This window comes from Enterobacter cloacae complex sp.6700776 (assembly GCF_048284255.1).
Classification (GTDB): Bacteria; Pseudomonadota; Gammaproteobacteria; order Enterobacterales; family Enterobacteriaceae; genus Enterobacter; species Enterobacter intestinihominis.
In genome coordinates this window covers 174164-186102 of record NZ_JBLVYK010000006.1, presented here as the reverse complement: position 1 = coordinate 186102, position 11939 = coordinate 174164, and the positions used below count along the sequence as shown (strand labels likewise).

12 protein-coding genes are annotated in these 11939 nt (G+C 55.5%); 7 read left to right on the top strand and 5 right to left on the bottom strand.

Annotation, left to right across the window (positions count from 1 at the left end; all coding sequences use genetic code 11):
- Nucleotides 1-3: 3 nt before the first annotated feature.
- The 4 genes from nadC to hofC all read left to right on the top strand — a co-directional run bounded on the left by nadC (nucleotide 4) and on the right by hofC (nucleotide 4075).
- Complete coding sequence (gene nadC / locus ACNQ0T_RS12050) at nucleotides 4-897, top strand: carboxylating nicotinate-nucleotide diphosphorylase (RefSeq protein WP_022647058.1); 894 nt, start codon at nucleotides 4-6, stop codon at nucleotides 895-897.
- A gap of 174 nt (nucleotides 898-1071) precedes the next feature.
- Nucleotides 1072-1509: a prepilin peptidase-dependent pilin gene (gene ppdD / locus ACNQ0T_RS12045; protein ID WP_023299332.1), complete on the top strand. Its 438-nt coding sequence runs from the start codon at nucleotides 1072-1074 to the stop codon at nucleotides 1507-1509.
- A gap of 12 nt (nucleotides 1510-1521) precedes the next feature.
- A complete protein-coding gene (gspE, locus tag ACNQ0T_RS12040) occupies nucleotides 1522-2901 on the top strand; it encodes a type II secretion system protein GspE (protein ID WP_046619924.1) in 1380 nt (459 codons plus the stop codon).
- Entirely contained in the window at nucleotides 2891-4075 is a 1185-nt protein-coding gene (gene hofC / locus ACNQ0T_RS12035) for a protein transport protein HofC (protein WP_284098133.1), read from the top strand. The genes gspE and hofC overlap by 11 nt, the downstream gene beginning before the upstream one ends.
- Before the next feature lie 33 nt (nucleotides 4076-4108).
- On the opposite strand, the gene ACNQ0T_RS12030 is transcribed toward hofC, so the two are convergent.
- On the bottom strand, nucleotides 4109-5152 hold the full coding sequence (locus ACNQ0T_RS12030) for a GMP reductase (RefSeq protein WP_022647054.1): 1044 nt from the start codon (nucleotides 5150-5152) through the stop codon (nucleotides 4109-4111).
- A 228-nt stretch (nucleotides 5153-5380) separates the two neighbouring features.
- On the opposite strand from ACNQ0T_RS12030, the gene coaE reads away from it, so the two are divergent.
- The 3 genes from coaE to yacG are packed head-to-tail and all read left to right on the top strand — an operon-like array spanning nucleotide 5381 to nucleotide 6948.
- Nucleotides 5381-6001 carry a dephospho-CoA kinase gene (gene coaE / locus ACNQ0T_RS12025; protein WP_022647053.1) on the top strand — a complete coding sequence of 207 codons (621 nt, stop codon included), beginning with the start codon at nucleotides 5381-5383 and terminating at the stop codon, nucleotides 5999-6001.
- A complete protein-coding gene (gene zapD / locus ACNQ0T_RS12020; protein WP_022647052.1) occupies nucleotides 6001-6744 on the top strand; it encodes a cell division protein ZapD in 744 nt (247 codons plus the stop codon). Before coaE ends, zapD begins: the two co-directional genes overlap by 1 nt.
- Nucleotides 6745-6753: 9 nt before the next feature.
- On the top strand, nucleotides 6754-6948 hold the full coding sequence (gene yacG, locus ACNQ0T_RS12015; protein ID WP_003856332.1) for a DNA gyrase inhibitor YacG: 195 nt from the start codon (nucleotides 6754-6756) through the stop codon (nucleotides 6946-6948).
- 34 nt (nucleotides 6949-6982) lie between these two features.
- Here yacG and mutT read toward each other — a convergent pair whose 3' ends face one another.
- The 4 genes from mutT to lpxC all read right to left on the bottom strand — a co-directional run bounded on the left by mutT (nucleotide 6983) and on the right by lpxC (nucleotide 11899).
- Entirely contained in the window at nucleotides 6983-7375 is a 393-nt protein-coding gene (gene mutT, locus ACNQ0T_RS12010) for an 8-oxo-dGTP diphosphatase MutT (RefSeq protein WP_032625594.1), read from the bottom strand.
- 57 nt (nucleotides 7376-7432) lie between these two features.
- A complete protein-coding gene (gene secA / locus ACNQ0T_RS12005; RefSeq protein ID WP_022647050.1) occupies nucleotides 7433-10138 on the bottom strand; it encodes a preprotein translocase subunit SecA in 2706 nt (901 codons plus the stop codon).
- A 59-nt stretch (nucleotides 10139-10197) separates the two neighbouring features.
- Nucleotides 10198-10701, bottom strand: coding sequence for a secA translation cis-regulator SecM (gene secM / locus ACNQ0T_RS12000; protein WP_032621757.1), 504 nt, complete (start codon nucleotides 10699-10701; stop codon nucleotides 10198-10200).
- Nucleotides 10702-10981: 280 nt separating this feature from the next.
- Nucleotides 10982-11899, bottom strand: coding sequence for a UDP-3-O-acyl-N-acetylglucosamine deacetylase (gene lpxC / locus ACNQ0T_RS11995; protein WP_003856337.1), 918 nt, complete (start codon nucleotides 11897-11899; stop codon nucleotides 10982-10984).
- Nucleotides 11900-11939: the final 40 nt, after the last annotated feature.

Genomic DNA, 11939 nt, shown 5'->3' with positions numbered 1-11939 from the left:
ATCATGCCGCCTCGCCGCTATAACCCCGACCACCGACGTGACGCGCTTCTGGAACGTATTAATAGTGATATCCCGGCAAGCGTTGCCCATGCCCTGAGAGAAGACCTCGGCGGTGACGTCAGCGCCGATAACGATATTACCGCCCAATTGTTGCCAAAAGAGACACGGTCGCACGCGGTAGTCATCACCCGCGAAGCGGGGGTTTTCTGCGGCAAACGCTGGGTTGAGGAGGTCTTTACCCAGCTGGCGGGCGACGAGGTGCAGGTAACATGGCACGTTGAGGACGGTGATGCGGTCACGGCAAATCAGCCACTGTTCGAGCTGGACGGCCCGTCCCGCGTCTTGCTGACCGGTGAACGCACCGCGCTCAATTTTGTGCAAACGCTCTCTGGCGTTGCCAGTGAAGTACGCCGCTACGTTGACCTGCTGGCAGGCACCCGCACGCAGCTACTGGATACCCGTAAAACCCTGCCGGGCCTGCGCACCGCGCTGAAATACGCCGTGCTCTGCGGTGGCGGCGCCAACCATCGTCTGGGGCTATCCGATGCCTTCCTGATCAAAGAGAACCACATTATTGCCTCTGGCTCGGTACGTCAGGCCGTGGAAAAAGCCTTCTGGCTGCATCCGGATGTGCCGGTCGAAGTGGAAGTGGAAACGCTGGATGAGCTGGACGAGGCCATTAAAGCGGGGGCTGACATCATCATGCTCGATAACTTCGACACGGAGCAGATGCGTGAAGCGGTCAAACGCACAAATGGCCAGGCGCAACTTGAGGTGTCCGGCAACGTGACGTTCGACACCCTCCGCGAATTTGCTGAAACCGGCGTCGATTATATCTCCGTTGGCGCCCTGACCAAGCACGTACGTGCCCTGGACCTCTCGATGCGCTTCAAATAACTGATCTTCCCCTCTCCGCCCGGAGAGGGGAAATACGAAACCGCTCGCAATTACGCTGTCCTTCTCTGCAACACTGAATCATTTCCCTGAAAGCCCTTTCACGTTCGCGCTTTTGCCCCTCGTTTCTGCGCGCCGGTACTGCCACAGTAGCGCCACTTAACGTAAGGAGCAGATATGAACAGACAACAAGGATTTACCCTGATTGAGTTAATGGTGGTCATTGGCATTATTGCCATCCTGAGCGCGATTGGCATCCCGGCTTATCAGAACTACCTGCGAAAAGCAGCGCTCACCGATATGCTGCAAACGTTCATTCCCTACCGCACCGCTATTGAGCTTTGCGCCCTGGATCGTGGTGGTGTGGATCGCTGCGACGCAGGAACCAATGGCATCCCCTCCCCGACTACCACGCGTTACGTTTCAGCGATGAGCGTGGCGAAGGGGGTCGTATCGTTAACAGGGCAGGAAAGCCTTAACGGACTTGAAGTGCTCATGACACCGATCTGGAGCGACGGTAACGGTATGACGGGCTGGACGCGTGCCTGCAACATTGCGTCCGACACGGCGCTCAGACAAGCCTGTGAAGATGTTTTCCGCTTCGACAACAACTGACAGGAGTCGACAATGAATACCGAACAGCTTATGACGCTCTGTCAGCGCTATCACGCACTGCTACTCGCAAGCGACACCGAGATGATCAGCATTGCGGTGGTGGGTAATCCTGCCTCTGAGCTGATGGAAGCGTTACGCTTCGCCACGCAGAAACGTATTGATATTGAGTGCTGGACGGCCGAACGGATGGAAAAACGGCTTCAGTCCCTCTCATCATCACACCTGCCGGGAATAGCGCCAAACTCAGCCGCTGACGTGCTCAGTACAACGTTGCAGCAGGCAGTGAACCAGCGGGCTTCTGACATCCATATTGAACCGACGGAGCACGGCTACCAGATCCGTTTGCGAATCGACGGTGTTCTCTACCCGCAACCGCCGGTTTCCGCCGCCCTCGGTACGACGCTTGCCGCACGCCTGAAGGTGCTGGGCCAACTGGATATTGCGGAGCGCCGCCTGCCGCAGGACGGTCAGTTTACGGTGGAGCTGGCAAGCGTCCCCGTCTCTTTTCGTATCGCAACCCTTCCCTGTAGCGGTGGAGAAAAAATCGTGCTTCGTCTGCTTCACCAGGTGCAGCAGGCACTGGAGCTTGAACTGCTGGGGATGAGTGCAGACCAGCAGGCCCGTTTTGCCGGGGCGCTTAACAGCCCTCAGGGGTTGATTCTGGTCACCGGCCCGACCGGTAGCGGGAAAACGGTGACGCTGTACAGCGCGTTACAGGCGCGAAATACCCCTGACGTTAATATTTGCAGCGTGGAAGATCCCGTTGAAATCCCGCTTGCAGGCTTAAACCAGACGCAGATTAATCCGCGCGCGGGGCTGACCTTCCAGAGCGTGCTGCGTGCCCTGCTCAGGCAGGATCCTGACATCATTATGGTGGGTGAAATTCGTGACGGCGAAACGGCAGAAATTGCCATTAAGGCGGCGCAAACCGGGCATCTGGTGCTGTCCACCCTCCATACTAATTCGACGACTGAAACGCTGGTACGGCTGCAACAGATGGGCGTCGCGCGCTGGATGATCTCTTCAGCGCTCTCGATGGTGATTGCCCAGCGGCTGGTGCGTCGTTTATGCCCGTACTGCCGACAGGAAGCCAGCCGCCACACCGAATTACCTCGCACGCTGTGGCCCCGGCCGCTTCCTCGCTGGCAACCCACCGGTTGCGAGCGCTGCTACCACGGTTTTTATGGTCGCGTAGCCATTTTTGAAGTGCTCGTCATCGACGACACGCTGCGGCAGGCCATCGCCAGCGGAGCAAGCACGGAGGTGATTGGGTCAAGCGCTCGTCAGGCGGGAATGACCTCTTTGTTTGAGCACGGCTGCATGGCCGTGGAGCAAGGGCTGACCACGCTCGAAGAGTTGTTGCGCGTCCTGGGAATGCCCGATGGCTGCTAATTCGCTCTGGCGCTGGCGTGCCCTGACCACCGAGGGGGAGGTGCAAACCGGCACCCTCTGGGCCATCGACCGTAACGCAGCTTACACGGCTCTGGTGCTTAAACAGCTGCACCCGCTGGCGCTAAAACGCTGCCAGCAGCGACACCGATGGCAGGTGCAACACTGCTACGATATTTTTCGCCAGCTCGCCACGCTGCTACAGGCCGGACTCACGCTGTCCCAAAGCCTGCACATGCTGGCGGAACAGCATCCTTTGAAGCACTGGCAGGCGCTGCTGCACAGTCTTGCTGATGACCTGAGCGAAGGTTGCGCCCTGTCAGAGGCCATGAAGAAATGGCCAGAGGTGTTTAGCCCCCTTTATGTCTCGATGGTGAAGACGGGTGAGCTGACGGGTAAGCTCGAAGCCTGCTGCCGTCAGCTTGCGCTGCAGCAAAAATCCCAGCAGCAGCTCAGTGCAAAGGTGAAGAAAGCGCTGCGCTATCCGCTGATCATCCTGACGCTGGCCGTTTTCGTGGTGCTGGCGATGGTCACGCTGGTGTTTCCTGAGTTTGCTGCAATCTACAAAACGTTCAACACCCCGCTCCCTTTGCTCACGCAGGCAGTCATGGGGCTGGCGGCCCTGGTTCAGGCGCATATGCTCACCCTTTTGGCCCTGCTCGTGGCAATGGTTGTCATCGCCTGTAAGCTGCGGCGGCATCCGCGCTGGCAGTACGTCCTGTTACATGTACCGGTGATGGGCACGCTGATGCGTGGGCAAAAACTGGGGCAAATTTTTACCGTGCTGTCATTAACCCAGCAGGCTGGAATTGCTTTTTTACAAGGAGTGGAGAGTGTGGAGGAGACCGTTGAGAGTGGCTACTGGCAGGAGAAACTCCGTGAGATACGCAGCGATATCGAACAGGGGATGCCCGTGTGGTCCTCCTTCCAGAAGGCCTCTGTTTTTACGCCACTGTGTATTCAGCTCATTCGCACCGGAGAAGTGTCGGGTTCACTGGATGTGATGCTGATGAATCTGGCCCGCCATCATACGGAACAGACATTTCAGCAGGCAGACAATCTGGCGGCGCTTCTTGAGCCTTTGCTACTGGTCGTGACAGGTCTGATTATTGGCACGCTGGTGGTGGCGATGTATCTGCCAATTTTCCATCTGGGGGATGCAATGAGCGCGGGGTAATGCTGGCGCACGGACGCGCGCCAGCCGTAGCCGTCAGAGGCTATTAAATACGCGGTTTTCCTGCTCCTGAACGCGGATAAACGTCGTGCGTTTCGTCAGCTCTTTCAGGCGGGAAGCCCCCACGTAGGTGCAGGCAGAACGCAGACCGCCGAGGATATCGCGCGCCGTGTTTTCGACCGGGCCGCGCAGTGGCAGCTTCACGGTTTTACCTTCCGCCGCACGGTATTTCGCGACACCACCCACGTGACGGGTCATCGCAGATTCAGAGCTCATTCCGTAGAACAGCATGAATTTCTCACCGTTCTCTTCCACCACGGTACCGCCGCTCTCTTCGTGGCCGGCCAGCATGCCGCCGAGCATCACGAAGTCCGCGCCGCCGCCGAAGGCTTTCGCCACATCGCCTGGCATGGTGCAGCCACCGTCGCTGATGATCTGGCCGCCCAGACCGTGCGCGGCGTCAGCGCATTCAATTACCGCAGACAGCTGCGGATAACCCACACCGGTTTTCACGCGCGTGGTGCAAACGGAGCCCGGGCCAATGCCCACTTTCACAATGTCGGCCCCGGAGAGGATCAGCTCTTCACACATTTCACCGGTCACCACGTTGCCCGCGATGATGGTTTTGGTTGGCCAGGCTTCACGCGCCTTGCTGACGAACTGGACGAAATGCTCGGAATAACCATTTGCCACGTCAATGCAGACAAAATTCAGCGCCGGATTGGCGTTCAGGATCTGTTTGGTTTTCTCAAAATCTGCATCAGACGTACCGGTCGAGACCATCACATGCTTCACCACGTCAGCCGAGGCGGAGGCGACAAACGCATTCCACTCCTCAGGGCTGTAGTGTTTATGTACCGCAGTAAGGATGTCGAATTGCGCCAGCGCGGTCGCCATCTCGAAGGTCCCGACGGTGTCCATATTGGCCGCGATAATCGGCACGCCAGACCACGTCTGACCGGAATGCTTAAAGGTGAATTGACGTTCGAGTTCAACGTCTGAGCGACTTTTCAGTGTAGAGCGTTTAGGGCGGATAAGAACGTCTTTGAAACCTAACTTCAGATCTTCTTCGATACGCATGTGCGGATTCCTGGGGTTAGAGGCAAATATATTAAAAGCACAACTCCAGTGACGCTATCATACGCACTAATACCTGCTCCGCAAGACTGCGAAATTCTCTTTTTTTACGCTACAATCCTATAAATTTACCTGGTAAAAAGCGGGTAAAGAGAGCTAAACATTGGCTGTTGTAAGTTTGAATTTTAAGCAACTGATTTTAAAACTGAATAATTCCCAGGATCTGATTTAATGGGGTATATCGTCGCATTAACCGGCGGCATCGGTAGTGGTAAAAGCACCGTTGCGCACGCGTTTGCTCGTCTCGGCATCACGATTATCGACGCCGATATCATTGCCCGTCAGGTGGTAGAACCCAATACACCCGCCTTAAACGCCATCGAAGCGCATTTTGGTCGCCGTGTGATACAGGCTGACGGCACCCTGAATCGTCGGCAGTTGCGTGAGTGCATATTTTCCGATCCGGCGGAAAAAGCCTGGCTTAATGCCCTGCTCCACCCCATTATCCACCAGGAAACTCAGCGTCAGATTGCCGCAGCCAGTTCGCCCTATGTGTTGTGGGTGATCCCGTTACTGGTGGAAAATCAGCTTCAAAATAAAGCAGACAGAACGCTGGTGATTGACGTTTCCCGCGAAACGCAAATCCAGAGAACCATGGCGCGTGACCATGTTTCACGCGAGCATGCTGAACAAATTCTTGCCGCACAGGCCACGCGCGAAGCGCGCCTCGCCGTTGCGGATGATGTTATTGATAATAACGGCGCACCAGATGCCATTGCATCGGATGTTGCTCGTCTGCACGCGCAGTATCTGACCTTCGCCGCGCAGGCCGTTGCACAGGAAAAACCATAATGTCGACTCATATCCTTTTTGAGCATCCGCTTAACGAAAAAATGCGTACCTGGCTACGCATAGAATTTCTTATTCAACAACTTTCACAACATCTGCCCGTCAACGATCACGCCACCGCGCTGCATTTTTTCCGCAACGTGGGCGATCTGCTGGATGTGATTGAACGCGGCGATGTCCGCACTGAGCTGTTGAAAGAGCTGGAGCGCCAGCAGCGTAAATTACAGGCCTGGGCCGAAGTACCGGGCGTAGATAAAAGTCGAATTGACGCTTTACGCCAGCAGCTAAAAAACAGCAGCGCGACGCTGATGGCCGCGCCGCGCGTTGGACAATTTTTACGCGAGGACCGTCTGATTGCGCTGGTGCGTCAGCGTCTGAGCATACCGGGCGGTTGCTGTAGCTTTGACCTTCCAACGCTGCATATGTGGCTGCACATGCCGCAGGAACAGCGCGATCGCCAGGTGAACAGCTGGATGGGCAGTCTGGAGCCGATGAATCAAACGTTATCCCTGATCCTCGATCTTGTGCGTAACTCTGCCCCGTTCCGCAAGCAGACCAGTCTCAACGGTTTTTATCAGGATAACGGCGACGACGCCGATCTTCTGCGTTTGAATCTCTCTCTTGGCGAGCAGCTTTACCCGCAAATTTCCGGACATAAAAGCCGTTTCGCGATCCGCTTTATGCCGCTGGACAGTGAGCATGGCACCGTGCCGGAACGCCTCGATTTTGAACTGGCCTGTTGTTAAGGAGTGCCGATGTCTGACGTAACCACCGTAAACTGCCCAACCTGTGGGAAAACTGTCGTCTGGGGAGAAGTGAGTCCATTTCGCCCATTCTGCTGCAAACGCTGTCAACTTATAGACCTGGGCGAATGGGCGGCGGAAGAGAAACGCATTCCGAGCGAAGGCGATCTCTCGGATAGCGATGACTGGAGCGAAAACCAGCAGTAACATTTAAAGCCTGCTGGCGCTTCGCTTAGCAGGCCTACGGTTGTGCGACCAGCCGGAGGATCACAGGCTCATTGGCAGGCGGGAATTTTTCCGCATCACTGGCCTGAAGCTCAATCCAGTTACCCGGCTGCCCCTCTTTTCCCCATGGCTCACCTTCCCAGTTTTCCACCAGCCAGAACCACAGCGTGATGTGCCTGTCCGGAAACTGGTACTCCAGCTTATCGAACAGCGTTGCGCCATGCGGGGTGATCCCCACCTCTTCCTGAAGCTCACGCACCAGCGCCTGCTCCGGCGTTTCACCTGATTCGATTTTTCCGCCGGGGAATTCCCATTTGTTGGCCATATGCGCATCGGCGGCACGTTGGGTAATGAAGATCTGGTTTTGCGGGTTGCGAATGATCCCGACAGCAATTTGCAGTGTTTTCATCATGTCACGTCCATAAAAAAGGCGCAGATATCTGCGCCTTTTCGGTTTGTTATGTTCTTAGCTCAGGCGGCCGTGGCACGCCTTGTATTTTTTGCCGGAACCGCATGGGCACGGATCGTTACGACCGACTTTACGATCGCCCGTCTGCGCTGCGATTGCCGCTGCGGCTTCGCTCTCATCGGTCTGATGACTCAGCTGCTGCATCTGTGCCAGACGCTCAGCTTCTTCACGACGCTGCTGCTCCATCGCTTCCACTTCTTCCGGCATACGCACCTGAACTTTGCTCAGAGTGCTGATGACTTCATACTTCAGCGACTCCAGCATGGCAGCAAACATGGAGAAGGATTCACGCTTGTACTCCTGCTTCGGATCTTTCTGCGCATAACCACGCAGGTGGATACCCTGACGCAGGTAGTCCATTGCCGCCAGGTGCTCTTTCCACAGGGAGTCCAGGGTCTGCAACATTACGCCTTTCTCGAAGTGACGCATCATCTCAGCGCCAACCACTTCTTCCTTACGCTTATAGACGTCCAGCGCGGTTTCGTAGATACGCTCGCGCAGGGTCTCTTCGTGCAGCTCAGGCTCTTTGTCCAGCCACTCTTTGATTGGCAGTTCGAGGTCGAAGTCGTTTTTCAGACGTTCCTGCAGGCCTTCGATATCCCACATCTCTTCCAGAGACTGCGGTGGAATGTGCGCGTCGATAGTGGCTTTGAACACATCTTCGCGAATGCTGTTGATGGTTTCGCTCACGTCGGACACGTCCAGCAGTTCGTTACGCTGGGTATAGATCGCACGACGCTGGTCGTTGGCAACGTCATCATATTCCAGCAGCTGCTTACGAATATCGAAGTTGCGGCTTTCTACTTTACGCTGGGCGTTGGCAATCGCTTTGGTAACCCACGGGTGCTCGATCGCTTCGCCAGGTTTCATGCCCAGTTTACGCATCATGCCGGACACACGGTCAGAGGCAAAAATACGCATCAGCGCATCTTCCATGGACAGATAGAAGCGGGAAGAACCGGCATCACCCTGACGGCCCGCACGACCGCGCAGCTGGTTATCGATACGACGAGATTCATGACGCTCGGTACCAATGATGTGCAGACCACCGGATGCCAGCACCGCGTCGTGACGCACCTGCCAGTCGGCTTTTATCTGCGCGATTTGCTCCGGGGTTGGGTTTTCCAGCTCGGCCACTTCGGCCTGCCAGCTACCGCCGAGCATAATATCGGTACCACGACCTGCCATGTTGGTGGCGATGGTTACGGCAGCCGGGTAACCCGCCTGCGCAACGATATCTGCTTCTTTAGCGTGGAACTTGGCGTTCAGCACGTTGTGCTTGATGCCCGCCTTAGTCAGCTCGTTAGACACCACTTCAGATTTCTCGATGGAGATGGTCCCCACCAGAACCGGCTGGCCCTTCGCGGTACGATCGCGAATATCTTCGATGATCGCCTGGATTTTTTCCGCTTCGGTCATGTATACCAGGTCCGGCATATCCTTACGGATCATTGGACGGTTGGTTGGTACTACCACGGTATCCAGCTTATAGATGGAGCTAAACTCAAACGCTTCGGTATCTGCGGTACCGGTCATCCCCGCCAGCTTCTCGTACAGACGGAAGTAGTTCTGGAAGGTGATAGACGCCAGCGTCTGGTTTTCGTTCTGAATATCCACGCCTTCTTTCGCTTCCACGGCCTGGTGCAGACCATCGGACCAGCGACGTCCCTGCATGGTACGACCGGTGTGTTCATCGACGATGATGACTTCACCGTCTTTAACGATGTAGTCAACGTCGCGGGTGAACAGGGCGTGCGCGCGCAGTGCAGCCGTTACGTGGTGCATCAGCATAATGTTGCTCGGGGAGTACAGAGACTCGCCCTCTTCCATAATGCCTTCAGCCACCAGCAGCTCTTCGATTTTCACCAGGCCGCGTTCGGTCAGGTTGACCTGACGCGCTTTTTCATCCACGGAGAAGTGACCTTCACCCTGGAAAGTATCGGAGTCTTCTTTCTCCTGACGCAGCAGGTGTGGAATGATTTTGTCGACTTTACGGTACATCTCGGAGCTGTCTTCGGCCGGGCCGGAGATGATCAGCGGGGTACGCGCTTCATCGATCAGAATGGAGTCAACCTCATCCACCAGCGCATAGTGCAGTTTACGCTGGACGCGCTCTTCAGGGCTGAACGCCATGTTGTCACGCAGGTAGTCGAAGCCGTATTCGTTGTTGGTGCCGTAGGTGATGTCCGCGTTGTAGGCTTCACGCTTCGCAGGTGCCGGCAGGCCGGACATGTTAATGCCCACGGTCATGCCGAGGAATTCGAACAGTGGACGGTTATTTTCGGCGTCGCGTTGCGCCAGATAGTCGTTGACGGTAACAACGTGAACGCCCTTACCCGTCAGCGCATTCAGGTAAGCCGGCAGCGTTGCAGTCAGGGTTTTACCTTCACCGGTACGCATTTCCGCGATGCAGCGCTCGTTGAGCACCATCCCGCCCAGCAGCTGCACGTCGAAGTGACGCATGCCGAACACGCGTTTACTGGCCTCACGTACTACGGCAAAGGCTTCCGGGATCAGGCTTTCTAAGGTTTCGCCTTTCTCCAGACGCGCACGGAACTCCGCGGTTTTTGCTTTCAGTTCATCATCAGAGAGCTTCTCCATCGCCGGTTCCATACCGTTGATGACGTTCACAGCTTTGCGCATGCGGCGCAGGGTACGATCGTTACGACTACCAAAAACTTTGGTTAACAATTTGATTAGCATAATAAATTCTCAAACGCCCCAGTCGGGCAGATAAATTAAGGTATTGAAAAAGGGTTAATTTAGCTGAGGCGTTGAGGCCCGGCACGGATGCCGTGAACCTGGCTAATCCAGGTCGAAACAGAGAAGGATGCGGGGGAAACAAAAGCAGTTTGCGCCGTCTGACTCACGGTCACAGGCGGCTGGTTGTCCTGCGTCAGAAGCGCATTGAGCGTATCGAGCAGAGCAAGGTGCTGAGCCTGGACCGGCAGCGTTTCTTCAGCAACAGGCATCGTCTGCGGCGCCATCGCGAACGACAGATGGCGAATAACCGTGCGAATCGCGTGTTGCTGCCAGTAATCAACGGAGAAATTGGGACGACGGTTGGCTTCAAGCCATGCGAGATTAGTGAAGTTAACCCGCGTGGTGAGATCGTGTTTGGTCGTCGTGGAACGTGCTGGCGTTGCCGCGTCTGCGCTGTTGCTGAGCACAGGCAAGCCGAGACTCGCCGCGACCATCCCCAATAAGAGATGCGGCCAGAAGTAACGTCTGCCAAATTGTCGCCAGCGCGTCAGTATTCCGCTCACTTGCTCCACCACGTTCGCCCGCCAGTGCAGGCTGAGTTCAGTTATTCTTTTTTAGCGCCCAGATATTACCACTAAAGCCAATACACGACAGCAGGAATGACACCTTGCAGCAGGTAAAAACGGTCATTAATGCAGCGAACACACCGTTATTTGGCACCCAACACAGGCCAGGGGTGAGAGAGACAAATCCAGAAAGGGCAGAAATAAAAACGACTGGCTTCCCTGGTCGGAGAGAGTACCAGTTGAACCAGTCGCTTTTCTTACGAAACGGCTTTAACCGTTACGCCAGGACCATAGTCGGGGCTTTGAACGCCAGCGGCAGTTCAGCTTCGTCTTCGAAGGTCACATATTCCCAGGCTTCCTGTTTTGCCAGGACGGCCTGCAACAGTTTGTTGTTCAGTGCATGACCGGATTTAAACGCGGTAAAGGCACCAATGATGTTGTGACCACACATGAAGAGGTCGCCGATCGCGTCCAGCATTTTGTGACGGACAAATTCATCTTCAAAACGCAGGCCATCTTCGTTCAGTACGCGATAATCGTCAACAACGATGGCACAATCGAAGCTGCCGCCCAGGCACAGGCCGCGGGATTGCAGATATTCGATATCACGCATAAAGCCGAAGGTACGTGCTCGGCTGATCTGACGCATGAACGCATCCGCAGAGAAGTTCATCGCATAGCGCTGGGTGCTGGAGTCAATCGCCGGATGGTTAAAATCGATGGTGAAGTCCAACGAGAAACCATTGTACGGTTTGAATTCAGCCCATTTGTCGCCATCTTCGACGCGAACGGTCTCTTTAATGCGAACAAATTTCTTCGCGCAGTTCAGTTCTTCGATGCCGGCATCCAGCAACAAATAAACGAACGGAGCAGCACTCCCGTCCATGATCGGGATTTCTGGCGCATCGACTTCAACCATAATATTGTCGATACCCAGACCCGCCAGGGCGGCGTTCAGGTGCTCTACGGTAGAAATCCGCACGTCATGCTCGTTCACCAGACAAGTACAGAGCATAGTATCACGCACAGATTTGGCATCGGCCGGAAAATCTACCGGTGGATTCAAGTCGGTGCGACGATAGATGACCCCGGTATTGGCCGGCGCAGGGCGTAACGTCAGTGTGACTTTCTTGCCGGTATGTAAACCGACACCCGTCGCCTGAACGATACGTTTAAGTGTCCTTTGTTTGATCATCGTATAATCTCGCCAAATTAACTATCCAACCGAGAGTGTA

What these genes read in the sequence shown, in the direction of transcription:
- hofC (WP_284098133.1), top strand. Translation starts at nt 2,891, where the DNA reads ATGGCTGCTAATTCGCTCTGGCGCTGGCGTGCCCTGACCACCGAGGGG.
- zapD (WP_022647052.1), top strand. Translation starts at nt 6,001, where the DNA reads ATGTCGACTCATATCCTTTTTGAGCATCCGCTTAACGAAAAAATGCGT.
- gspE (WP_046619924.1), top strand. Translation starts at nt 1,522, where the DNA reads ATGAATACCGAACAGCTTATGACGCTCTGTCAGCGCTATCACGCACTG.
- secA (WP_022647050.1), bottom strand. Translation starts at nt 10,138, where the DNA reads ATGCTAATCAAATTGTTAACCAAAGTTTTTGGTAGTCGTAACGATCGT.
- coaE (WP_022647053.1), top strand. Translation starts at nt 5,381, where the DNA reads ATGGGGTATATCGTCGCATTAACCGGCGGCATCGGTAGTGGTAAAAGC.
- yacG (WP_003856332.1), top strand. Translation starts at nt 6,754, where the DNA reads ATGTCTGACGTAACCACCGTAAACTGCCCAACCTGTGGGAAAACTGTC.
- lpxC (WP_003856337.1), bottom strand. Translation starts at nt 11,899, where the DNA reads ATGATCAAACAAAGGACACTTAAACGTATCGTTCAGGCGACGGGTGTC.
- ACNQ0T_RS12030 (WP_022647054.1), bottom strand. Translation starts at nt 5,152, where the DNA reads ATGCGTATCGAAGAAGATCTGAAGTTAGGTTTCAAAGACGTTCTTATC.
- nadC (WP_022647058.1), top strand. Translation starts at nt 4, where the DNA reads ATGCCGCCTCGCCGCTATAACCCCGACCACCGACGTGACGCGCTTCTG.
- mutT (WP_032625594.1), bottom strand. Translation starts at nt 7,375, where the DNA reads ATGAAAACACTGCAAATTGCTGTCGGGATCATTCGCAACCCGCAAAAC.
- ppdD (WP_023299332.1), top strand. Translation starts at nt 1,072, where the DNA reads ATGAACAGACAACAAGGATTTACCCTGATTGAGTTAATGGTGGTCATT.